The sequence below is a fragment of the Microvirga flavescens genome (assembly GCF_003290125.1).
GTDB classification, from domain to species: domain Bacteria; phylum Pseudomonadota; class Alphaproteobacteria; order Rhizobiales; family Beijerinckiaceae; genus Microvirga; species Microvirga flavescens.
Map to the genome: position 1 here is coordinate 31,872 of NZ_QMKH01000004.1, position 22,268 is coordinate 54,139.

A 22,268-nucleotide genomic window follows, 5' to 3' on the forward strand; every position below is an offset into this window, starting at 1 on the left:
CATTCCTGCCGGAGTGATGGCATCTTCCGCTTGCATCAAAAGTGCCGCCGCATGAATGCGCCTGCGTTGGCAAGCGCATCTCGCCCCGGCTTGAGATGTGCGTTCCATAAGAGCCAGGCGTGGATCATGTGCGGCCAGATTTCGAGCGTCACAGCGACGTCCTGCGAGCCCGCCGCTTCCGCGAAGCGCGTCGCGTCGGAGAGCAGCGTCTCTGCTGACCCGACTTGTATGAGAAGCGGCGGCAAACCGGTGAGATCGGCATAGAGCGGCGACACGCGCGGGTCTTTGCGGTCAATGCCTCGAGGAACATAAGCGGCCGCGAGTTCTTCGAGATAGCCTTCGTGTATGAGCGGGTCGACCGCATCCTTGGTGGCGAGGGTCGAACCTGACAAGGTTAGGTCTGTCCAGGGCGACATAAGCCAGCCGCAGGCGGGCAGGGGAGCCCTTTCATCGCGTAAGGAGGTCATCAGCGCCAGCGTGAGCCCGCCGCCCGCGCTGTCCCCACCCACGACGATGCGCTCAGCCGCGATGCCCTGCGACAGCAGAAATCGCCACGCGGCCTTGGCGTCATCGAAGGCGGCAGGAAAAGGGTTTTCGGGAGCGAGACGATAAGCGACAGCAAGCGTGCGAATACCCGCTGCCCGCCCGGCCTCTGTGATCAGTCGACGATGGCTCAGAACGGAGCCCGAGCAATAGCCTCCGCCATGAAAGAACAGGAGCACCCGCGAGGCGTCGCTTCCCGGTGCGAGAGACCATTCCGCAGAGAAGCCATCAATCTGCACCGGCTCAAGGACGATGTCGCCTGCGACGGGCCAAACCGCGCCTACCTCCTCGATGCGCTGTCGCCGCTCGATCCACCCGACGGGCCGGGGCCTGGAGGTTAGAAGGGTGCGAATGGCATCGATCTCGCTCTGGCCCATCGTTTCGCCTTCTCATGAATGCCCGCGCGGAACAACGCGCGAGATATGAAAAGGGTCTGCGAGGGACGCCGAGCGATTAACTCCGCAGGCCCGGCGCTTCCTGGCCTGTGCTCGCCACGTATTCCGTATAGCCGCCGCCGTACTGGTGGATGCCATCCGGCGTGAGTTCGAGAACCCGGTTGGACAATGCGCTCAGGAAGTGGCGGTCGTGCGAGACGAAAAGCATTGTGCCTTCATAGCGCGACAGCGCTTCGACCAGCATTTCCTTCGTCGCCATGTCCAGATGGTTGGTGGGCTCGTCGAGCACGAGGAAATTCGGCGGGTCATAGAGCATCTTGGCCATCACCAGCCGCGCTTTCTCTCCGCCCGAGAGCACGCGGCATTTCTTTTCCGCATCGTCGCCCGAGAAGCCGAAGCATCCGGCGAGCGCGCGCAGCGAGCCTTGGCCCGCCTGCGGGAACGAGTCTTCCAGCCACTGGAACACCGTGCGCTCCCCGTCCAGAACCTCCATCGCGTGCTGGGCGAAGTAGCCCATCTTCACGCTGCTGCCGAGCGTCACCGTTCCCACGTCGGGCGATGCGGAACCCGTGACCAGCTTCAGCAGGGTCGATTTTCCGGCACCGTTAACGCCCATGACGCACCAGCGTTCCTTGCGGCGCACCATGAAGTCCAGTCCCTCATAGATGCTCCGGCCGCCATAGCGCTTGTGGACGCCCTTCAGACTGACCACGTCGTCCCCCGAGCGGGGCGCGGGCTGAAACTCGAACGTCACGGTTTGCCGACGCCGAGGCGGCTCCACCCGGTCGATCTTTTCCAGCTTCTTGACGCGGCTCTGCACCTGCGCGGCGTGGGACGCGCGCGCCTTGAAGCGCTCGATGAACTTGATCTCCTTGGCGAGCATCGCCTGCTGCCGCTCGAACTGCGCCTGCTGCTGCTTCTCGTTCAGGGCGCGCTGCTGCTCGTAGAATTCGTAATCGCCGGAATAGGTCGTCAGCGTGCCGCCGTCGATCTCGACGATCTTGTTGACGATGCGGTTCATGAACGCGCGGTCGTGCGAGGTCATGAGCAATGCACCGTCATAACCCTTCAAGAATCCTTCCAGCCAGATGAGGCTTTCGAGATCGAGATGGTTGCTCGGCTCGTCGAGCAGCATCACGTCGGGGCGCATGAGGAGGATGCGGGCAAGCGCGACGCGCATCTTCCAGCCGCCGGACAAAGCGCCCACGTCGCCGTCCATCATCTCCTGGGAAAAGCCTAACCCCGCGAGAACCTCCCGCGCGCGGCCCTCGAGGGAGTAGCCGTCGAGTTCCTCATAGCGCGCCTGCACCTCGCCGTAGCGCTCGACGATCCGGTCGAGATCGTCCATCCGCTCCGGATCGACCATCGCGGCTTCAAGTTCCCGCAACTCGGCCGCGACCTCGCTTACGGGGCCGGCCCCGTCCATCACCTCGGACACGGCGCTCCGGCCCGCCATTTCGCCGACATCCTGGCTGAAATAGCCGATCGTGACGCCGCGATCGACGGACACCTGGCCCTCGTCCGGTTCCTCTTCCTTGTTGATCATCCGGAAGAGGGTTGTCTTGCCCGCACCGTTGGGGCCGACCAGACCGATCTTCTCTTCCTTCTGAAGGGTCGCGGACGCCTCGATGAAGAGGATCCGGTGGCTGTTCTGCTTAGTAACGTTCTCGACGCGAATCATGGGTCCCGAGCCTGAAGAAGGGCGGCCTTATGGCATGGCCCGCGTTCAGCGACGAGTGCGTCCCAATCATACGGTGTCATAGCTGTGCGCGCGCCAAGCTGCGGCGGAAGCGGAACCCATAACCACCGAAGGCACCAGACACGTCATCCAAAGCGGGGTGATTTGGCGTATTTGAAATTAAAAAATCTAATGACTACATATGATTATGGGCGATAGCTTTCAAATTTGTTGAGTTCCATTTGCGAAACTCCCGATTGTGGTGACGAGGCGAATGGGTGCTGCGGCGGCAGGAACTGCCTCCTTTGTACGCGAGCGCCTTCTCATGGAATGGCGCAACAAAAGAGGGGGCGTGGCCGTTCATTCTTCGGACGACGAAGGAGAGGCGTGATGGAAGGTGTCGGGTTCTTCATGATGCTGGTGATCGGCGTCATCGCCGGTTGGGTCGCTGAGCGGTTCACGAAATCGAGCCACGGGCTTTTGACCAACATGCTGCTCGGCATCGTGGGGGCGTTCGTCGGCGGGTTTCTGGCCAATCTGGCGGGCATCGAGGTCAGCGGGTTCTGGAGCGTGCTGATCGCGGCGATCTTCGGCGCGACGGTGCTGATCGTCGTCTATCGGGCGATCACCGGGCGCAGGCCGTCCTACTAGGGCCGCATCCGCCCATTCGCAGGATGAGGACCGGCCATGCCGCAGGCGATTTCGCCATTTGCACCCGCGCGCCGAAACCCTTAAGTCACGGGTTGAGCATTTCGCAACAATGGGCACGCTTCCATGGCCGTCGTTCTCGATCTTCTGAACAGGGACAACCGCCCCCGCCACCCGGAAAAGGCGCACCGGCCGGATCAGCCTGTCCAGCAGCGCAAGCCGGACTGGATCCGCGTGAAGGCGCCCGGCTCGCCCAAATGGGCCGAGACGAACCGCATCGTGCGCGAGAACAAGCTCGTCACGGTTTGTGAGGAGGCGGGCTGCCCCAACATCGGCGAATGCTGGGAGAAGAAGCACGCCACCTTCATGATCATGGGCGACACCTGCACGCGAGCCTGCGCCTTCTGCAACGTGAAGACCGGCATGCCGCAGGCGCTCGACCCGCATGAGCCGGAAAGCGTGGCGAAGGCCGTCGAGAAGCTCGGCCTGGAGCATGTGGTCATCACCTCGGTCGACCGGGACGATCTCGACGACGGCGGCGCGCAGCATTTCGCGGATGTCATCAACGCCATCCGCGCCCGCTCGCCCAAGACCACGGTGGAAATTCTTACTCCTGATTTCCTGCGCAAGCCCGGCGCGCTCGAAATCGTCGTCGCGGCGCGGCCCGACGTGTTCAACCACAATCTCGAAACTGTGCCGTCCAAATACCTCAAGGTCCGCCCCGGCGCGCGCTATTTCCACTCCATCCGCCTGCTGCAGCGCGTGAAGGAGCTCGATCCGACCATCTTCACCAAGTCCGGCATCATGGTCGGCCTCGGCGAGGAGCGTAACGAGGTGCTCCAGCTCATGGACGACCTGCGCTCGGCGGAGGTGGATTTCATGACCATCGGTCAGTATCTCCAACCCACCAAGAAGCACCACCCGGTGATCCGCTTCGTAGAGCCGGCCGAATTCAAGGCCTACGAGACCACCGCTTACGCCAAAGGCTTCCTGCTGGTGTCCTCGACGCCGCTGACGCGCTCCTCGCACCACGCGGGGGACGATTTCGCGAAACTGAAGGCGGCGCGCCTCGAAAGGCTCGGAGCCTGATTAAGCGATGCAGCGCATCCTGGTCATCGGCTCGCCCGGAGCCGGCAAGACGACACTCGCCCGCCTCATGGCGGAGCGTCTCGGCCTGCCGCTGATCCATCTCGACCGGGAATATTGGCGGCCGGGCTGGGTGAAGCCCGACGCCGATGAATGGGACGCGCAAGCCGCCGAACTCGCTGCCAAACCCGCCTGGATCATGGACGGCGAGTATCCGGACGCGGCAGGTATTCAGGTCGCCCGCGCCACCTCTATCGTGATGCTGGACATGCCTCGAGGGCTGTGCCTTGCCCGCGCGGTGCGGCGCGTCCTCGTGAACTACCGCAAAGAGCGCGCGGATCTCGGCGAGGGATGCCCAGAATATTTCAACCGGGATTACTGGACTTTCGCCCGTTTCATCTGGACCTATCCGGAAAAAGTGCGCCCGAAGATGCTGGCGGTCCTGCGCGCCTTGCGGCCAGATCAGGCCGGTTTCCTGCTTTCATCGCAGGCTGAGGTTCTGGCCTTCGAGGCTGGGCTCCCGGCATTGTTGAAAGCCGCCTGAGCCATGCCGTCGTTCCGCAGCATCCAGCCGGTGGCGCATACGCCGCTCCAGATGTTCGAGCTGGTGGCGGACGTGGAGCGCTATCCGGAATTCCTGCCGCTGTGCGAGTCGCTGCGCATCGTCCGCAAGACCCAGAGCGGGGAGGGCATCGAGACCCTCGTGGCGCGGATGGGGGTTGGCTACAAGGCGATCAAGGAAGTCTTCACCACCCGCGTCACCCTCGACCGTCCGCGTTTGCGCATTCAGGTCGAATACGTGGACGGGCCGTTCAAGTATCTTGAAAACCGCTGGGGCTTTCAGCCGACGGACACCGGCTGCGATATCGAGTTCTACATTTCCTACGAGTTCAAGAGCTTCGCTCTTGGCATGCTCATGGGAGCCATGTTCGACAAGGCCTTCCACAAATTCTCAGAAGCGTTCGAAAAGCGTGCCGGGGTCGTCTACGGCAAGCCGTCCCTGACGAGCCCCGATCAGACCGGGGTCTAATCGGCGAGGGCTTTTTCCAGAAGTCCGAGAGCGTCCTCGACGGCGGAGCGCCTCACGGCTTCCCGGCCAAGATCGCCGTATCGGCGCTCCAGCGCGAAGGTCGGGCGGCCCTTCACGCTCAAGGCGAAATGCACCAGCCCGACGGGCTTTGCCGCCGTGCCGCCGCCGGGGCCGGCAATGCCCGTGATGCCAACCGCCACATCGGCGCGCGAATGGACCAGCGCCCCTTCCGACATGGCGCGCGCGACCGGCTCACTCACTGCTCCATGAGCGGCAATCAGTTCCGCAGGAACTCCGATCAGTTCGCTCTTCGCCTCGTTCGAATAGGTCACGAACCCGCGCTCCACCACGGCGGAAGAACCGGCGATGTCGGTCAGAAGGGCAATCACATGGCCGCCCGTGCAGGACTCAGCGGTGGCGATTTTCCATCTCCGGGCCCCATAGGCCTTGAGCAGATCGGCGGCGCGGGCTTGCAGGACAGGGGTGGTCATGGAGCGCTCTCCTTCGGCAGGCGTATCGTCGCCGCCGCCTGGGCCGCGATACCTTCCCCGCGGCCGGTAAAGCCGAGCTTCTCGGTCGTTGTTGCTTTGAGCGAGACGCTGTCGATTCCAATCCCGGCGATCTCGGCGATCCGCCGGCGCATGGCCTCGCGGTGCGGCCCTAGGCGGGGCGCTTCACAGAGCAGGGTCGCGTCCAGATGATCGACGATGCCGCCCCGGCGGCGCACCCGGGTAACAGCGTCGGCCAGGAATCGATCTGACGAGGCCCCTTTCCATTGCGGATCGCTCGGCGGGAAATGCACGCCGATGTCGCCGTCGGCCAGCGCGCCGAGAATGGCGTCGGTCAAGGCATGAAGGATCACATCGCCATCGGAGTGGGCGACGACGCCCCGGCTGTGCGGAACCTTGATGCCGCCGAGCCAGACATGGTCTCCCTCGCCGAAAATATGGACGTCGAAGCCCGTGCCGAGCTTTGTCAGATAAGTCATGGGCTCGCCCTTCAGTCGCCTTTCGGCTTCAGCGAAATCATTGGAACTCGTGAGCTTCACGTTGAGAGAATCCCCTTCGAAGACGTGGACGGGGTACCCGGCCCATTCCATGAGACCGCCGTCATCCGTGAAGGTCAGCGCATCGCTCTCCAGGGCCTTGCGATGGGCATCGAGCAGGGGCGCAAATTGAAAGGCTTGGGGTGTCTGGATAGCCCTGAGGCTAGCGCGGTCCGGCGTCGCGACGACTTCTTCCTCGGCTCCAACAACCTTGATCGTATCCGTAACGGCGACCCCTGGGACCGCCGCTCCAAATTTTGCTGCCGCCTCGATAGCCCTGTCGATCAGCGCCGCATCCGCGAAAGGCCGGGCCGCATCGTGGACCAGTACGATGGTGGCATTGAGAGAAGGCAGCGCCTCCAGGCCATTCCGGACTGATTGTTGCCGCGTTTCGCCTCCGGCGACAGGTTGCGCCAGTTTTCCGGCAATCTCATGCGGGATCATTCGGACGGTGTCATCGTATAGACGTTTATCGGCGGGACTAATCACCACGACGACACGGTCGATTCCGGGATGGGCCAAGAAGGCGGTCAGTGTTCTTTCCAGAACGGTCCGGCCGGCGAGGGGCCGATATTGCTTCGGCAGCCCTTCTCCGGCCCGAACTCCACGTCCCGCCGCAACAATGAGAGCGATAACAGTCATGAGAAAGCAGCCCCGGCGACTGGCGCTGTCCTACGCGCCCCGCTCGGCTAAAGCAAACCCCCGTATCTTTGCGGCGTGAAAACGCACTTCGAGGGGTTGCGCAGTCAGTGGATTTGGTTATTCAGTAGGCAGAATGAAATTTGATCAAAAAATAGGCGATGGGTTTCAGGTCGGGCCGGTTCAAATCGGCACGAACGCTGTTCTTGCACCTCTCTCCGGCGTAACCGATGTCGTGTTTCGGCGGATCGCCAAGCGCCTTGGGGCAGGCCTCGTGGTTTCCGAGATGGTCGCCTCGGACGAACTGGTCCAGGGTTCATCGGAAGCTGTCTTGAGGGCTGAGGGAGCCGGGATCGAGCCTCATGTCGTGCAGCTTGCCGGCTGTGATCCGCGCTGGATGTCGGAAGCGGTGAAGGTCGCCGAGGGGGCGGGCGCGCGCATCATCGACATCAACATGGGCTGCCCGGCAAAGCGCGTGATCGGCGGCTATGCCGGTTCCGCGCTCATGCGCGATCTCGACCACGCTTGCCGCCTGATCGAGGCCAGCGTTCTCGCGGCGACAGTCCCTGTAACCGTCAAGATGCGTCTCGGCTGGGATCATCAAAGCCTGAACGCGCCGGAGCTGGTCCGGCGAGCGGAAGATCTCGGCGTCAGCGCCGTGACAGTTCATGGGCGGACGCGGCAGCAATTCTACAAGGGGCAGGCTGACTGGGGGGCGATTTCGCCGGTGGTCGAAGCCGTGCGGATTCCCGTGATCGCCAACGGTGATATCGGATCCGTCGAAGAGGCGCGCCGCTGCCTCTCGGCATCCGGCGCATCCGCCGTCATGATCGGCCGGGCCGCCGTCGGACGTCCGTGGCTGGTCGGGCAGATCGGTGCGGCGTTGCACGGGCGTTTCCTGCCGGACCCGGAACCCACCGTCATGGCGGAGATCGCAATCGAGCACTACGAGGGCTTGCTGTCCCTCTATGGGCGCGAGGTCGGCATCCGGCACGCCCGCAAGCATTTGGCGGGCTATGCGGAGGTCGCAGCCGCTTCCGGTTTCGATGGCGATCCGGCCCAGCGGCTCGCTCTCGTGACGTCCGAAATGCCGGAGCAAGTGATCGCCTTGTTGCGCGAGGTGTATTCGCGACCCAACCGGAAGGCCGCGTGATGGGAGGCGGAGGCGATCTCATCATGAACGCGCTTCCGCTGCCGGTGCTGACAATCGGTGAGGACGGTCACGTTCTTAACGCCAACTCCGCGGCTGAAGTCTTCTTCGAGATGAGCCTGCGCGTGATGCAGCGCCAGCGGCTCAACGATTTCATCCCTTACGGTTCACCGATCCTCGCCTTGATAGAGGACGTGCGGAAGCGCGGCGCCGGCGTCAGCGAGCATCGGATCGACATCGGCTCCCCACGCATCGGGGCCGAGCGGATCGTCGATGTGTTTGCGACGCCTTTGGGCGATCACAGCGACGGCGTTGTTGTCATGCTTCAGGAGCGCACGATTGCCGAGAAGATGGATCGTCAATTGACCCATCGTGGGGCCGCGCGCTCGATCACGGCGCTGGGCGCCATGCTCGCGCATGAGATCAAGAATCCTCTTTCCGGAATCCGTGGTGCTGCGCAATTGCTGGAGCAGTCGGCCGGCGAGGACGATCGCCTCCTGACACGCCTGATTTGCGACGAGACGGACCGGATCGTGAAGCTCGTCGAGCGCATGGAGCTTTTCGGAGAGGAGCGTCCCATCGAGCGCGGTCCCGTCAACGTCCACGGGGTTCTTGATCATGTGAAGCGGCTCGCGCAGTCGGGCTTTGCGCGCCATATCCGTTTCGTCGAGAGCTACGATCCGTCCCTGCCGCCGGTTCTGGGGAACCGCGATCAACTCATTCAGGTCATCCTGAATCTCGTCAAGAACGCGGCTGAAGCCATCGGCATGGACAGCCCCGATGGCGAGATTGCGCTTGGTACGGCCTTCCGGACCGGCGTGCGCCTGCAAGTGCCGGGGTCGCGCGAGCGCGTCAGCCTGCCTATCGAGGTGAGCATTCGCGACAACGGGCCGGGCATTCCCTCGGACCTTGTGGGCGATCTTTTCGATCCGTTCGTGACGACGAAGGCGCAAGGGAGCGGCCTCGGGCTTGCTCTCGCTGCGAAGATCGTCGGCGATCACGGCGGGATCATCGAATGCGACCCCGCTCCCCGCCGCACAACCTTCCGAATTCTGTTGCCGATGCATCGCGCCGATGACGGCCGGGGATCGGATCATTGAGGACCGACCATGCCAAGCGGACACATTCTCCTCGCTGACGACGACGCCGCCATCCGGACGGTCCTGAATCAGGCTCTCTCCCGGGCCGGTTACGAGGTTCGCTCCACCAGCAACGCCGCGACGCTCTGGCGATGGGTGGCGCAAGGCGAGGGGGATCTCGTCATCACCGACGTCGTGATGCCCGACGAAAACGCTTTCGATCTTCTGCCTCGCATCAAGAAACTGCGCCCGGACCTGCCGATCATCGTCATGAGCGCGCAAAACACGTTCATGACGGCGATCAAGGCCTCCGAGCGCGGAGCATACGAGTATCTGCCGAAGCCCTTCGATCTTAAGGAGCTCGTAGCCGTTGTCGGGCGCGCGCTTTCGCGCCCGCGGGCACTCTCCAGCGTGCAGCCGACGGCCGACAACGAGGATATTCCGCTCGTCGGACGCTCTTCGGCGATGCAGGAAATCTACCGCGCCCTCGCGCGGCTCATGCCGACGGATCTCACCGTGATGATTACGGGTGAATCCGGAACGGGTAAGGAGCTCGTCGCTCGCGCGTTGCACGATTACGGCAAGCGCCGGCAGGGGCCGTTTGTCGCCGTCAACATGGCGGCCATTCCGCGTGAACTCATCGAGTCCGAACTCTTCGGCCACGAAAAGGGAGCCTTCACAGGCGCGACATCCCGCAACACCGGCCGTTTCGAGCAGGCCGAGGGCGGCACGCTCTTCCTCGACGAGATCGGCGACATGCCGATGGAAGCCCAGACCCGGCTCCTGCGTGTTCTGCAACAGGGGGAATATACGACGGTTGGTGGCCGGGTTCCGATCAAGACCAATGTCCGTATCGTTGCCGCGACCAACAAGGACTTGCGCATCCTGATTCAACAGGGGCTCTTCCGCGAGGACCTGTTTTTCCGGCTCAACGTGGTGCCGCTGCGCCTTCCTCCTTTGCGCGAGCGCGTCGAGGATATTCCCGATCTTGCCCGGCACTTTTTCGCGTTGGTGGAAAAGGAAGGGCTTTCCCGCAAGCAGCTCGATGTCGAGGCCATGGACCGTCTCAAGCGATATCGCTGGCCCGGCAACGTGCGCGAGCTTGAGAACCTGATCCGCCGGCTCGCCGCTCTTTATCCGCAGGATACCATTACGGGAGCGATCATCGACGCCGAACTGGACGCGCGGGCCCCGTCATTGCCGCAGGCGGTTGCTGGAAAAACGGCTCTGAAGGTTGATTCGGAGCCTCTTGCGGACGCCGTGGAGCGCCATCTCGCGGAGTATTTCTCCAACTTCAAGGATTCCCTGCCTCCTCCCGGCCTCTATCACCGAATCCTGCGGGAGATCGAAGGGCCCTTGATCGGCGCGGCGCTCGCTGCAACGCGCGGAAATCAGATCCGGGCCGCCGAATTGCTCGGAGTGAACCGCAACACTTTGCGAAAAAAGGTTCGCGACCTTGAACTTCAGGTGATCAAGAGCACGCGCTGAGCGGCAACCGCCTGTAATAATTTGACCACAGTGTTGTGTTGGTGCATCACCGCAGGAACCGGCTAAGGATGAATGGGCCGGGCAAGGTGGAACTGTCTGTTTTGACCAGCCTCGACACACAAGCACAACGGCAGCTCGCCGAAACTGGCCAGCAGGGGCCGGGATGGCTCGGGCCCATCGCGGTGCTGGCGGCTTTGACCTCGGCGCTGACAACGTTTCTTGTTCTCGCGGGACTGACGCCCATTCTGCCGACCCATGACGTGGTCATCTGGGTCTTCATCCTCAACGGCGCCTTGATCCTGGTCCTGCTTGGTGTTGTTGCCTGGCAGACCAAGAGGCTGATGCGGGAACGCAGGGTAGGGGCCGCCGCCGCCGGGTTGCACATCCGCGTCGTCAGCCTCTTCAGTCTCGTCGCGGTTCTTCCGGCAATTCTGGTCGCTGTCGTGGCGACGGTGACCCTGGAGCGCGGCCTCGATCCCTGGTTCACCGGCTCGATCAAGGGGCTGATGACCAACACCGTCGAGATCGCCCGCGCTTATCGTGAAACCCAATGCCGGACCCTCGCCCGGGAAACTCAGTTGATGGCGGCGGACCTCAACCGGGCCAAGGTCCTGTACGACGCGGACCGCAAGGTCTTTCACGATTTCCTGAATTCCCGGGCGGTCTTTCTCGGGTTTCCTGTGGCGATGATCCTGGAGCCGAATGGGAGCGTCGTCGACAAGATCGAACCGCGCCCCATCGAAGGGATGCCGATGCCGTCCGCAGCGGATCTCGATGATGCCAACGAGACAGAGGCGCTATGCCTGTTCCCGCGCAGTGGCAACGTGTTCCGCTCTCTGTTGAAGCTTCAGGCGCACGATGGACGAATTCTTTACGTCGCCCGTGAGGTCGATCCGCGTGCTGTCGAGTTCCCTCAGATCGCGGAGGCGGGTGTCGCCATCTACGAGGCTTTGGAGCAGAAGAAAGTCGGCATTCAGGTCGCCTTTGCGTCCATGTTCACGCTGATCGCGCTGATCGTTCTGTTGTCCGCGATCTGGTTCGGCCTCAATTTCGCGAACCGTCTCGTCGCTCCGATCCGGCGACTGATCTATGCGACGGACCAGGTGGCCACCGGTAATTTCTATGTGCAGGTGCCGGTGAAGCGCGGTGAGGGCGATCTCGCGCATCTTGGCGAAACCTTCAACAAGATGACTTCAGAGCTTCGTCATCAGCATGACGGCCTGACGGCTGCGAGCGAGCTGATCGACCGCCGGCGTTTGTTTACAGAGGCCGTGCTGGCCGGAGTGTCCGCAGGCGTCATCGGCATCGATGCGCGGGGCAACATCACCATCGTGAATCCTTCGACCGAAGCGCTCCTTGCGACCTCCGGCGAGGAGCTTCTCGGGCGCCAGATCGGGGCGGTCCTGCCGGAGGTTTTGAATCTCGTAGAGGAGATGAAAAGTTCGCGGCAACGAATTCTGCAGAAACAGATTTTGATCACGAGGCGGGGCAAGGAAAGAACCCTCAACGTGCGCATTGCGAGCGAGCAGGCGCGCAGTGAGGAAGGCGATCTCGTCATCACTCTGGACGATATTACCGATCTCGTCACGGCGCAGCGAACCTCCGCATGGGCCGACGTTGCGCGTCGCATCGCTCATGAAATCAAGAACCCGCTCACGCCGATCCAGCTCTCGGCCGAGCGCATCCGCCGCAAGTACGGCAAGGTGATCACCACGGACCGGGAAGTCTTCGACCAATGCACCGACACCATCGTGAGGCAGGTCGACGACATCAAGCGAATGGTCGACGAGTTCTCCTCCTTCGCGCGGATGCCGAAGCCCAAGATCGGGGATGAGGATCTCAATGAAACGATCCGGCAGGTCGTTTTCATGATGCGCATTGCGCATACCGACATTCAGTTCACCGATCTTCTGCCGCACCATCCCGTCGTCGTCCCCATCGACCGGCGGCTTCTGTCGCAGGCTGTGACAAATATCGTGAAGAACGCCACGGAAGCGATTGCCGCTGTTCCGGAGAACGAGCGCGGGCCGGGGCAGATTTCGGTGGCGCTCGACGATAGCCATGCCGATTTTCTGGTCATCGAGATTACGGACAACGGCAAGGGCTTTCCGGTCGAGGGGCGTCAGCGGCTGCTGGAGCCTTACATGACCACGCGCGAAGGCGGGACGGGGCTTGGACTGCCTATCGTCAGCAAGATTTTGGAAGACCACGGTGGTGGCATGGAACTCGTCGACAATCCCGCGGGGCGCGGGGGACGAGTGCGGATGTGGATTCCGAAGGCGGGATTTGCCGTCTCGGACACGTCCGAAACCCAAGCCGACCGTGAAAAGAACAGGGCAAGCTCATGAGCGCCGATATTCTGATTGTCGATGATGAGATCGATATTCGAGACCTTGTCGCAGGTATTCTTGAAGACGAGGGGCACCGGACCCGGACGGCGGGCTCGTCCGACGAGGCGCTTGCGGCCATCGAGGCGCGGCGGCCGCACTTGGTCTTTCTCGACATCTGGCTGCAGGGAAGCCGCCTTGACGGATTGCAGGTTCTCGACCTGATCAAGGCGCAGCATCCCGACCTGCCGGTGGTGATGATCTCGGGGCACGGCAATATCGAAACCGCCGTTTCCGCCATCAAGGCCGGCGCATACGACTTTATCGAAAAGCCGTTCAAGGCGGACCGCCTGGTGCTGGTGGCTGAGCGGGCTCTCGAGGCCTCCCGTCTCAAGCGTGAGGTGCGTGATCTTCGTGCACGGTCGATCCAGGCAGACCGCGTCATGGGCAAGTCGATTGCTGTCAATCAGCTTCGGCAGGCCATCGAGCGCGCTGCTCCGACGAACGCGCGCATCCTTGTGACCGGTGCTCCGGGCTCGGGCAAAGAGCTTGCGGCGAGGACGATCCACTCCCTGTCGAGCCGGGCGAACGGCGCCTTCGTCGTACTGCCTGCCGCGACGATTACGCCGGACAACATGGAGGCGGAGCTCTTCGGCATCGAAAGCGGTGACGGTCGCGGACGCCGCATCGGGGCGTTGGAAGAGGCGCATGGCGGAACGCTTTACATCGACGAGATCGCCGATATGCCGCGCGAGACCCAGAACCGCATCCTGCGCGTGCTGGTCGACCAGAACTTTCAGAGGGTCGGGGGAACGGCGCGCGTTCATGTGGATGTGCGCCTCATCTCCTCTTCAAGCCGGGATCTCGGGGCCGAAATCGCGGCAGGGCGCTTCCGCGAAGACCTGTTCCATCGCCTCGGCGTGATCCCGATCCGCGTGCCGTCTCTGGCCGAGCATCGAGAGGACGTGCCGGAGTTGATCGAGTTCTTCATGGACCAGATTTCGGCGGCGACCGGTCTTTCCAAGCGCCATATTGCCGACGATGCGATGGCCGTTCTGCAGTCGCATGACTGGCCGGGCAATGTCCGGCAACTCCGCAATAATGTGGAGCGACTGATGATTCTGAGTTCCGGCGAGCCGGATGCAGCCATTACGGCCGACATGCTTCCTGCCGAACTCGGCAGCCTCGTACCGACGACCCCTGCGGGATCCGGTGGCGAGAAACTGATGAGCCTGCCGCTGCGTGATGCCCGTGAAATTTTTGAGCGTGAATACCTGCTCGCCCAGATCGCCCGTTTCAGCGGCAACATATCGCGTACGGCCGAATTCATCGGCATGGAGCGGTCCGCCCTGCACCGCAAGCTCAAGTCCTTGGGGATCGGCGGCTGAGGGGCGATCCACGGAAAAAAGGCATAATATCGGGCAAGCCTCTTGCGTAACGGCAAGGTTCGCCCTGTAATAAGAGTGCCGGTCAGCGACCGCACGGATGCGGACAAGCAATATGAACAGCCCTATAGCCAAGATCGGCGGCGACGGGCTGGCGAGGCAACTTCAATGGCGGGTGAACGCGCTCAAAATCTTCAGGACACGTTTCTTAATTACGTGCGGAAGAACAAGATCCCTCTCACGATCTTTCTCGTAAACGGGGTAAAACTTCAGGGCGTTGTCACTTGGTTCGATAATTTCTGCGTTCTGCTTCGTCGCGACGGGCACTCGCAGTTGGTCTACAAGCACGCCATTTCCACGATCATGCCGGGACAGCCCGTCCAGCTCTTCGACCAGGACGACCCGACCGGCGGCGAGAAGGCCTGATTTGACCGAACCCCGGTCCCCCGGAGAACAGCGCCTCAGTCAATTGGCTGAGCCAGAGAAGGATGTAGCCGCAGGCACGCGCACGCTTGTCGTCGGCCCTTATCTGACGCGCCGTCCGCGTGGCGGGGCTGCCATCGAGGGACAATCGGTTAACCCGCGCCCCATCGAGGCCCGGCTCGAAGAGGCTGTGGGCCTCGCTGGGGCCATCGATCTCCATATTGTCAACGCGCTGATCGCACAGCTTTCCTCGCCACGGCCCTCGACCTTCATCGGCAGCGGCAAGGTCGAGGAGCTGGGCGGGCTCATTCGCGCGGAAGAGATCGGGCTCGTGGTGATGGATTGCGCCTTGAGCCCGATCCAACAACGCAATTTGGAAAAGGCCTGGGGTGCGAAAGTCATCGACCGGACCGGGCTCATTCTTGAAATCTTCGGTCGACGGGCGCGGACCAAAGAGGGCACTCTTCAGGTCGAACTGGCCCATCTTGCCTACCAGAAGGGCCGCCTCGTCCGGTCCTGGACCCACCTGGAGCGCCAACGTGGTGGCTTCGGCTTCCTTGGCGGCCCGGGCGAGACGCAGATCGAAGCCGACCGGCGCATGATTCAAGAGCGGATGAAGCGGATCGAGCGGGAGCTCGAAACCGTCGTTCAGACCCGCGCGCTCCATCGCGCCAGCCGCCGACGCGTGCCTTATCCGATCGTCGCCCTCGTCGGCTATACCAACGCCGGAAAATCAACGCTCTTCAATCGCATGACGGAGGCGGAGGTTCTGGCCGAGAACATGCTTTTCGCCACTCTCGATCCGACCTCCCGCGCCATCGAGTTGCCTTCCGGCGACAAGGCCATTCTCTCCGATACCGTCGGCTTCATTTCCGATTTGCCGACCATGCTCGTCGCCGCCTTCCGCGCGACTTTGGAGGACGTGGTGGAAGCCGATGTCCTGCTCCATGTGCGCGATGTTTCGCATGGCGAAACGGAGGCCCAGGCCGGCGATGTCGCAACTGTCCTCCGGGAACTCGGCATCGATCCTGAAGATACGCGGCGCGTTGTCGAGGTCTGGAACAAGGCCGATCTTTTGTCGGAGGACGAGCGCCAGCGTCTTGCCGTTACGTCGGAGCGTACGGAGGCGGCCCGTCGCCCGATCCTGATTTCGGCGCTGACGGGGGAGGGCATCCCCGAATTGTTGGCGGCAATCAGCATTCACCTCGCCGCCGAGCGCATGCGCTATGAGGTCGATGTCGCGCCGGAGGATGGTCAGGGCTTTGCCTGGCTTCACGAGAACACCGAAATCGTAAGCCGGAAGGTGACCGAGGAGGGGCACTCGATCCTTCAGGTTCGGGTTACGTCCGGCAAGGAGCCGCGCTTTCTGGCGCGGTTCCCCCACGCCAAGGCGTTGCCGGGTTAAGGCGAGCCGCGATCCTTCAATTTCGCCTCGACCCAAAGGTTTTCCATCTCGTCCAGGCTGGCCTCGTCGAGCGTGCGGTTTTTCTCGGCCAGAGCCGTCTCTATCGCTGAAAACCTGCGCTCGAATTTGGCGTTCGTTCGCCGCAAGGCCGCCTCGGGATCGATGTCGTAATGGCGGGCGAGGTTGGCGACGGCGAAAAGGAGATCGCCGATCTCATCCTCGATACGGTCGCGAATGCCTGTTTCGGCGGCCTCCTGAACCTCATCGAGTTCTTCGTGGATCTTTGCAACCACCTGCCTCGCTTCGGGCCAATCGAAGCCGACTTTTGCGGCTTTCGCCGTGAGCTTCTGCGCGCGCGTCAGGCCGGGCAGGGGAGTTGGTATGCCGCCAAGGAAGCCGGTCATGTCCGGCGGGAGCCCTGCCTTTGCCCGTGCGGCGAGGCGTTCGGCCTTCTCTTCCTGCTTGATCCTGTCCCAGGTGTCCTTGACCTCTTCCGGAGACATGTCGCGCGCGTCTCCAAAGACATGCGGATGGCGGCGGATGAGCTTCTGCACGATGGCATCGACGACATCGGAGAACGTGAAGAGGTGCTTCTCTTCAGCCATCCGTGCATGAAAGACGACCTGCAGCAGCAGATCGCCGAGCTCCTCCTTCAGATCGACGAAGTCGCCGCGCTCGATGGCATCGACCACCTCATAAGCTTCTTCGAGAGTGTAGGGAGCTATGGATGCGAAATCCTGCTCCAGGTCCCACGGGCAACCCGTTTCAGGATGGCGGAGCGCCGCCATGATTTCGAGAAGTCGCTTCACTTCGGAGGAGGGCGGCATCGCTCATAGCTCCATACCTGTCCGCACCCCGCATAACGCGAGTTTCGCGGACATGCCAGTGCTACGAACCCGGTGGCCCGACCCCGAGGGGCTTCGACACAACGTGAACGCCGTTTTCGTTGAAAACCTTCTGCACCGCCGAGAGTACGGCTTTTTTCACGGCGAACTGCTGGCCTGCCCGCGCCTTGAATTTCCCGCGAATGACGAGGGTGCCGTCCTCAACGGCGGCAATCCCCTGGCTCTTGAAGGGTTCCAGCAGGTCTTTGTTGAGTTCCGGGTTCTCTGCAATTTCCTGTCCGACCTTTTTGAACAGCTTGCGCACCAGGTCGATGTCCGTGTCGAACGCGACACGGAAGACAAGCTTTTCGATGACCCAGTCGCGGCTGTAGTTCACAACCTTGCCGATCTGGCCGTAAGGCACGGTAGCCAATGCTCCTCTGGGATGCCGCAGGCTTACTGAGCGGACCGAGATCTTCTCCACCGTGCCCTTGGATCCGGACGTTTCGATATACTCACCGAGCCTGAAAGCATCGTCGATCAGGAAGAACAGACCGGAGACGATATCCTTGACGAGAGTTTGAGAGCCGAAGCCGATGGCGAGGCCGAAGACGCTCAAGCCCGTGATGATCGGCCAGACATTGATGCCGAGCACGATCAACATCGTCAAAAGGCCAAGTGCGAAGATCGAAATTTTCGCGGTCCCCGAGATCAAGGGGAGCAACGTGCCGAGGCGGGTGCGAGGGGCGCCGTTCTCATGGGCTGTCCCGTCGTGTCCTTCGGATTGCGCGAGCCGGCTCGTTAGAGATCCAACGGCATTCCACAGAAAGGCGGATGAGAGGGCGACAAGAGCAACCCCGATCGCGCCTGCCGTCACGGTTGAGTAATCCAGCCCCATAGCGACGAGGATGGGACCGATCCAGATGTAAGTGAGCAATGTGGCGATAGCGATGAGGATTACAAACCGCAGCGTACGGCGCATCGCGGCGGCGAGGATCGAGACCGATTTGTTCTCAACACCACGCTCGGCCCAACGTGAAACGACCGTATCGAGATTCGGCGCGACAAGAACCAGAAGCAGGCTGACGAAGGTGGAGAAGGGAGGGAGAGGGCGGCCCAGCATTGCGCCGATTTGAGCCGCGAGAACCGTAATGACAACGATTGAAGTGGCAAGCAGCGGCCAGGCGATGGCGAAGCGCTTTCTCCACCCGCTGCGCGGACGCGGGCCGGCGACAATCGCCGTGACCGTGAGGTGATGACGGCAATAGGCGTAGCACAAAAGAGCTGTGACGGGGATCAGGACCAGGCCCGTGCCAAGGAAATCTCTCAGCCCCGGCCCGGCATTCCAGGTTCGCGCGGTGGTCACCAGGGCGATGCCGAAAAGCGCCCAGGCCACGGCAAGGCCCATGACTTGGCAGAAGTGCCGGGCTCTTCTGTTGAGGTGGCGACGCCTGTTCCTGTCGACCTCCAGCAGCCCACGCAGGCCGGAATAAGCTAGGCTCGAGAGAACGCTGGCCGCGGCCCAGATCCTGTCCAGGCCTCTCAGGGTTTCGTCGGAAACGAGAAGGCGCATGGCGCCGAACATGATGGCAAGGGCCATAATGGCGCTTGCAATCGTCGCGAGACCGCTTCGGAAAGGCTGTTCGCCATCCACCCAACGCCTCAGGAGATGTCGGCACGCTCTCAGCAAGAGATATGAGAGGATCGACACTCCGATGAACAGCAGAAGCACCTTCGTCAGCGACAGGCCTTGGGCCTCTACCGCGCCTTTAAGCCCGAAGTAGTCCGTCTTGACCTGTCCCAGGTGGGCGATGCGATCGAGCAGGCTTTGTTCAAGCGTCGAACCCAAGGATTCCAGGTGCTTGATGATTGCTGCGGTATCTTCTGCGAGTTCCGCTGCTTCCGCCATAATGCCCTCAAGGCAACTAGGAGTTCATTCCCCTAGGGCATGAGCATACACAAAGACAAGCTGAACTCAATTATTGCCGGTTTGGGAAGCTGCGCCAGATAAGACCGGCACGTTTTTTCGGACGTCCGACCTTATGCGACCCGCGTATCCGGGCGAAGATCAGTCAAGGAATAAGCAAGGGTGTCGGCGCGCATCGGAGGCCCGAAATAGTAGCCCTGAACCTCGGTGCAGCCTGTTGCCCTGAGCTGTTGGAATTGTTCTTCCGTCTCGACGCCTTCGGCAATCACCGACATGCCGAGGCTCGCTCCAAGGCTTGCAATCGATTGCACGATGGCAAGGCAATCCGCGCGCGAGTTCAACTCCCGGACGAACGACTGATCGATCTTGATCTTGTCGAAGGGAAAGCTTCGGAGATAGCTCAGGGAAGAATAGCCCGTCCCGAAATCGTCCATCGCAATGCGCACGCCGCATTCGCGCAGCTGGTAAAGCGTCGCGAGCGTCGACGAACTGTCCTGGAGCAGGACGGATTCTGTGATCTCAAGTTCAAGGCGGTCCGGAGTAAGTCCCGACTTTTCAAGCGCGCTCAAGACGCTTTGAACGAGGGTCCGGTTCCTGAATTGAACGGGAGACAAATTAACGGCGACCTTGATGTTGTCGGGCCATCCGGCGGCCTCCTCACAGGCGCGCCGAATGACCCAGTCTCCCAACGCCACGATCAGTCCGATATCCTCAGCAACCGGGATGAATTCTGCCGGCGGCACCATGCCGCGTTCAGGGTGGTGCCACCGCAGCAACGCCTCAAACCCGCAAATGTCGTTGGCCCGGATACAGACCTGCGGCTGATAGAACAGCTCGAACTCATCGTTCGCGAGGGCTTTTCGCAGGTCGATCTCCAACTGGCGGCGAACCTGCAACTGCTCGTCCATCTCCGGCTCGAAAAAGCGAAACGTGTTCCGGCCGTTTGATTTGGCCCGGTACAACGCGAGATCCGCATGTTTGAGAAGTTGATCCGGCGTGCCGCTGCCCTGGCTGGTCAGGGCTATGCCGACGCTCGCGCCGATGACGATCTCTTGCCCCTCGATATCGTAAGGCGCACTGAGCGCATCGATCAGGCGCGTGGCCAGCAAGGCGGAATCGTGCGGGTCGTTCAGCTTGGTCTGAAGCACCACGAACTCGTCACCGCCGAGGCGGGCGGCGACGTCGTTTTTGCCGATGTAGTCTCGAATGCGAACGGCAACCGCCTTGAGGAGCGCATCGCCGGTCTCATGGCCAAGGGAGTCGTTTACATCCTTGAACCGGTCGAGGTCGAGGCACAGAACGGCGAGGGGCTCCTGCTGCCGCTGTGCAACGGCGATGGCTTGCTCCAGTTGATCCCGGAACAGGACCCTGTTGGCCAGATCGGTCAGGGCGTCGTGGTGAGCCATGTAGGCGATCTGGGTTTCGGCTTGTCGGCGCTCAGTGATGTCCTCATAGGTCGCGAGCCAGCCGCCGCCCGCCATTGGCTGGTGTGAGACGGCGAAAGTCCGGCCATCGGGTTGCCCTTGAATGAAGGAGCCGGAGCGACGCGAACGCATGAGCTCCTGCTGCTCAATTGAGATCTGCCGGAGGGCAAGAGCATTCAGCTCATCCCCCTTACTCTCCGCCTGCTCGATCAGGCCGTTCAGCGTATCTCCGGGCCGCACCGTGCTGTCGAGACCGAACAGTTCCGCGAAGCGGGCATTGAAAACGATGATGCGGCCATCCGCGTTAACCATGCACAACCCGTGCAGCATGTTGTTGAGAGCGGCGTCGAACCTGTCGTTCTGCGTTCTGAGCTCGACCTCCTGCATCAGAAGCGTCTCGTTGCGTATCTGGAGTTCGGCATAGGCGCTCCCGACCGCCTTGTTGGCCTCGGCCAGTTCCGCAGATGTGTGCTGGAGGTTTTCCGCCAACGAACGCAGTTCTTTATGGGCTCGCTCGAGCAGGTGGTTATGCCTTCCGAGCAGTCCGATCAGGATGAGCCCGCAGGCAATCAGGCCGGCAGCGATGCTTGAGAAGAGCCAATGCAGCCGGATGAGTTCATGCTGATCTTCCGCGACGCGTGCTGCGCCATTATGGTTAGCGGCCGATGCCAGGCTCGTGACCTTCGTTTCGAGCGGCATCAGGACTAAGAGCGCCTGCTGAGGCGCGCCCGGGGCCTCGATGTTGTCCACGAGTGGTTGGAGAGTGACGATTGCTTCCTTGAGAGACTGGACCGTCGCGCCCAGCTCAGGGTCCCGTTGAACGAAGTCCAGAAACTCGCCTTCGCTGAGGAGTTTTACCCGGCTCGTCAGGATTTCGTAGCGAAGCGAGACTTCGTCTTTGTCCACAGTGCTGTCGGGGAGACCGAAGGCACTGACGCGTTGCTCAAGTCTCGTGAATTCGGAAACGGCCTGGCTCGCAAGCCAGGACGTGTTGTAGCGGGAGACTTGCCGCAACGCGCTTTGGCGCTCGACGATCAGGGTCGAGATATACGAAGCGGACAGGATGAAGCATCCAATGACCACGGCCAGCACGATCTTGAGTGTGCGCAGCGACAATGGTTGCCCCCTTCGCCTTCACCGATCCACGTTATTTCACGACCAGCTTTGCCACCTGCCAAACCGAACGTCCGTAATATGTTTGGCTTTTGAGTTCAGGCTTGCTGTCGAACGGATAGATGATGAAAAGGGGGCCCTTGTCCCGGACCGGCATGTATTCGCCATTTCGCTTCAACGCGAGGATGACGTCGTGTTTCGCAAAATCCTCCATCGGAATCTCGCTGCTGTAATCGTTAAGCGCAATCGCCACGACACGCTCACCTTTCGCGCCGACGCGCTTCAAGAGCTTGTCGAGTGAGACACCCTCGAATTTGACTGGGCCGTTGTACCAGGGCGTCGTCGTCTCGATCGTTTCCAGTCCGAGTTCGAGAAGCATTGCACGGTCGAACTGGGCCGTGCCGTCCTTGTTCGTCGTGTCAATGTTGCCGGCGATCGTCAGGATCGGCTTTTCCGTAGGGGCCGGCAGGGGATCGGCGTAGGCCGCGCTCATCCAGAAAAGGCTGAAAATGCCGATCAGCGCAGCGATTGCACCGGCGATTGATTTGGTTGCGGCCATAATCCTGTTCCACTTTAAATGGCGACAATGCATTGAATTCTTAAAGCTTACCGAGTTTCAAAGCATGCCGTTGATAGTTTAACTATCATAAATAACTTAT

The 22,268-nt window shown here is 61.7% G+C and carries 19 protein-coding genes; 11 read left to right on the plus strand and 8 right to left on the minus strand.

Features of this window, described 5'->3' with window-relative positions:
- Positions 1-35: 35 nt before the first annotated feature.
- Positions 36-920, minus strand: a complete 885-nt coding sequence (locus DQW91_RS09435) for an alpha/beta hydrolase (RefSeq protein ID WP_112663376.1) — start codon at positions 918-920, stop codon at positions 36-38.
- Between the two features lie 76 nt (positions 921-996).
- On the minus strand, positions 997-2,619 hold the full coding sequence (locus DQW91_RS09440) for an ABC-F family ATP-binding cassette domain-containing protein (protein ID WP_112663377.1): 1,623 nt from the start codon (positions 2,617-2,619) through the stop codon (positions 997-999).
- Between the two features lie 387 nt (positions 2,620-3,006).
- On the opposite strand from DQW91_RS09440, the gene DQW91_RS09445 reads away from it, so the two are divergent.
- The 4 genes from DQW91_RS09445 to DQW91_RS09460 all read left to right on the plus strand — a co-directional run bounded on the left by DQW91_RS09445 (position 3,007) and on the right by DQW91_RS09460 (position 5,380).
- The gene (locus DQW91_RS09445) at positions 3,007-3,267 is read left to right on the plus strand and encodes a GlsB/YeaQ/YmgE family stress response membrane protein (RefSeq protein ID WP_112663378.1); all 261 of its coding nucleotides are present in this window, start codon (positions 3,007-3,009) and stop codon (positions 3,265-3,267) included.
- A 123-nt stretch (positions 3,268-3,390) separates the two neighbouring features.
- The gene (gene lipA, locus DQW91_RS09450; protein WP_112663379.1) at positions 3,391-4,353 is read left to right on the plus strand and encodes a lipoyl synthase; all 963 of its coding nucleotides are present in this window, start codon (positions 3,391-3,393) and stop codon (positions 4,351-4,353) included.
- Between the two features lie 7 nt (positions 4,354-4,360).
- Positions 4,361-4,894, plus strand: coding sequence for an AAA family ATPase (locus DQW91_RS09455; RefSeq protein ID WP_112663380.1), 534 nt, complete (start codon positions 4,361-4,363; stop codon positions 4,892-4,894).
- A gap of 3 nt (positions 4,895-4,897) precedes the next feature.
- Positions 4,898-5,380, plus strand: a complete 483-nt coding sequence (locus tag DQW91_RS09460; protein ID WP_112663381.1) for a type II toxin-antitoxin system RatA family toxin — start codon at positions 4,898-4,900, stop codon at positions 5,378-5,380.
- Here the strand turns inward: DQW91_RS09460 and DQW91_RS09465 are convergent.
- Both DQW91_RS09465 and DQW91_RS09470 read right to left on the minus strand, forming a co-directional pair.
- Positions 5,377-5,871 (minus strand): CinA family protein, encoded by a 495-nt coding sequence (locus DQW91_RS09465; protein WP_112663382.1) that lies wholly within the window; start codon positions 5,869-5,871, stop codon positions 5,377-5,379. The genes DQW91_RS09460 and DQW91_RS09465 overlap by 4 nt on opposite strands.
- Positions 5,868-7,067, minus strand: coding sequence for a bifunctional 2-C-methyl-D-erythritol 4-phosphate cytidylyltransferase/2-C-methyl-D-erythritol 2,4-cyclodiphosphate synthase (locus DQW91_RS09470; protein WP_112663383.1), 1,200 nt, complete (start codon positions 7,065-7,067; stop codon positions 5,868-5,870). Before DQW91_RS09470 ends, DQW91_RS09465 begins: the two co-directional genes overlap by 4 nt.
- A gap of 133 nt (positions 7,068-7,200) precedes the next feature.
- Between DQW91_RS09470 and dusB the strand changes: the two genes are divergently transcribed.
- The 7 genes from dusB (at position 7,201) to hflX (ending at position 16,321) form a co-directional block, all read left to right on the plus strand.
- Positions 7,201-8,217 (plus strand): tRNA dihydrouridine synthase DusB, encoded by a 1,017-nt coding sequence (dusB, locus tag DQW91_RS09475; RefSeq protein ID WP_112663384.1) that lies wholly within the window; start codon positions 7,201-7,203, stop codon positions 8,215-8,217.
- On the plus strand, positions 8,217-9,314 hold the full coding sequence (locus tag DQW91_RS09480) for a two-component system sensor histidine kinase NtrB (protein WP_112663385.1): 1,098 nt from the start codon (positions 8,217-8,219) through the stop codon (positions 9,312-9,314). Before dusB ends, DQW91_RS09480 begins: the two co-directional genes overlap by 1 nt.
- A gap of 9 nt (positions 9,315-9,323) precedes the next feature.
- A complete protein-coding gene (gene ntrC / locus DQW91_RS09485) occupies positions 9,324-10,781 on the plus strand; it encodes a nitrogen regulation protein NR(I) (RefSeq protein WP_112663386.1) in 1,458 nt (485 codons plus the stop codon).
- Positions 10,782-10,849: 68 nt separating this feature from the next.
- Positions 10,850-13,129: a sensor histidine kinase NtrY-like gene (locus tag DQW91_RS09490; protein ID WP_245410973.1), complete on the plus strand. Its 2,280-nt coding sequence runs from the start codon at positions 10,850-10,852 to the stop codon at positions 13,127-13,129.
- Positions 13,126-14,496 carry a nitrogen assimilation response regulator NtrX gene (ntrX, locus tag DQW91_RS09495; protein WP_112663387.1) on the plus strand — a complete coding sequence of 457 codons (1,371 nt, stop codon included), beginning with the start codon at positions 13,126-13,128 and terminating at the stop codon, positions 14,494-14,496. The genes DQW91_RS09490 and ntrX overlap by 4 nt, the downstream gene beginning before the upstream one ends.
- A gap of 165 nt (positions 14,497-14,661) precedes the next feature.
- Complete coding sequence (hfq, locus tag DQW91_RS09500) at positions 14,662-14,919, plus strand: RNA chaperone Hfq (protein ID WP_112663388.1); 258 nt, start codon at positions 14,662-14,664, stop codon at positions 14,917-14,919.
- 1 nt (position 14,920) lies between these two features.
- Positions 14,921-16,321, plus strand: a complete 1,401-nt coding sequence (hflX, locus tag DQW91_RS09505; protein WP_112663389.1) for a GTPase HflX — start codon at positions 14,921-14,923, stop codon at positions 16,319-16,321.
- Here the strand turns inward: hflX and mazG are convergent.
- The 4 genes from mazG to DQW91_RS09525 all read right to left on the minus strand — a co-directional run bounded on the left by mazG (position 16,318) and on the right by DQW91_RS09525 (position 22,168).
- The gene (gene mazG, locus DQW91_RS09510; protein ID WP_112663390.1) at positions 16,318-17,148 is read right to left on the minus strand and encodes a nucleoside triphosphate pyrophosphohydrolase; all 831 of its coding nucleotides are present in this window, start codon (positions 17,146-17,148) and stop codon (positions 16,318-16,320) included. The two genes, hflX and mazG, sit on opposite strands and share 4 nt — an antisense overlap.
- A 61-nt stretch (positions 17,149-17,209) precedes the next feature.
- Positions 17,210-19,054, minus strand: a complete 1,845-nt coding sequence (locus DQW91_RS09515; RefSeq protein WP_112663391.1) for a mechanosensitive ion channel family protein — start codon at positions 19,052-19,054, stop codon at positions 17,210-17,212.
- 131 nt (positions 19,055-19,185) lie between these two features.
- Positions 19,186-21,612, minus strand: coding sequence for a putative bifunctional diguanylate cyclase/phosphodiesterase (locus tag DQW91_RS09520; RefSeq protein WP_112663392.1), 2,427 nt, complete (start codon positions 21,610-21,612; stop codon positions 19,186-19,188).
- 31 nt (positions 21,613-21,643) lie between these two features.
- Positions 21,644-22,168 (minus strand): putative pterin-binding protein, encoded by a 525-nt coding sequence (locus DQW91_RS09525; protein WP_112663393.1) that lies wholly within the window; start codon positions 22,166-22,168, stop codon positions 21,644-21,646.
- Positions 22,169-22,268: the final 100 nt, after the last annotated feature.

Bases quoted from the DNA above. Each gene is read 5' to 3' on its own strand.
- DQW91_RS09480 (WP_112663385.1), top strand. From the start codon at position 8,217: ATGGGAGGCGGAGGCGATCTCATCATGAACGCGCTTCCGCTGCCGGTG.
- DQW91_RS09515 (WP_112663391.1), bottom strand. From the start codon at position 19,054: ATGGCGGAAGCAGCGGAACTCGCAGAAGATACCGCAGCAATCATCAAG.
- DQW91_RS09490 (WP_245410973.1), top strand. From the start codon at position 10,850: ATGAATGGGCCGGGCAAGGTGGAACTGTCTGTTTTGACCAGCCTCGAC.
- DQW91_RS09435 (WP_112663376.1), bottom strand. From the start codon at position 920: ATGGGCCAGAGCGAGATCGATGCCATTCGCACCCTTCTAACCTCCAGG.
- ntrX (WP_112663387.1), top strand. From the start codon at position 13,126: ATGAGCGCCGATATTCTGATTGTCGATGATGAGATCGATATTCGAGAC.
- DQW91_RS09465 (WP_112663382.1), bottom strand. From the start codon at position 5,871: ATGACCACCCCTGTCCTGCAAGCCCGCGCCGCCGATCTGCTCAAGGCC.
- DQW91_RS09440 (WP_112663377.1), bottom strand. From the start codon at position 2,619: ATGATTCGCGTCGAGAACGTTACTAAGCAGAACAGCCACCGGATCCTC.
- DQW91_RS09460 (WP_112663381.1), top strand. From the start codon at position 4,898: ATGCCGTCGTTCCGCAGCATCCAGCCGGTGGCGCATACGCCGCTCCAG.
- ntrC (WP_112663386.1), top strand. From the start codon at position 9,324: ATGCCAAGCGGACACATTCTCCTCGCTGACGACGACGCCGCCATCCGG.
- mazG (WP_112663390.1), bottom strand. From the start codon at position 17,148: ATGCCGCCCTCCTCCGAAGTGAAGCGACTTCTCGAAATCATGGCGGCG.
- DQW91_RS09525 (WP_112663393.1), bottom strand. From the start codon at position 22,168: ATGGCCGCAACCAAATCAATCGCCGGTGCAATCGCTGCGCTGATCGGC.
- dusB (WP_112663384.1), top strand. From the start codon at position 7,201: ATGAAATTTGATCAAAAAATAGGCGATGGGTTTCAGGTCGGGCCGGTT.
- DQW91_RS09445 (WP_112663378.1), top strand. From the start codon at position 3,007: ATGGAAGGTGTCGGGTTCTTCATGATGCTGGTGATCGGCGTCATCGCC.
- hfq (WP_112663388.1), top strand. From the start codon at position 14,662: ATGGCGGGTGAACGCGCTCAAAATCTTCAGGACACGTTTCTTAATTAC.
- lipA (WP_112663379.1), top strand. From the start codon at position 3,391: ATGGCCGTCGTTCTCGATCTTCTGAACAGGGACAACCGCCCCCGCCAC.
- DQW91_RS09470 (WP_112663383.1), bottom strand. From the start codon at position 7,067: ATGACTGTTATCGCTCTCATTGTTGCGGCGGGACGTGGAGTTCGGGCC.
- DQW91_RS09455 (WP_112663380.1), top strand. From the start codon at position 4,361: ATGCAGCGCATCCTGGTCATCGGCTCGCCCGGAGCCGGCAAGACGACA.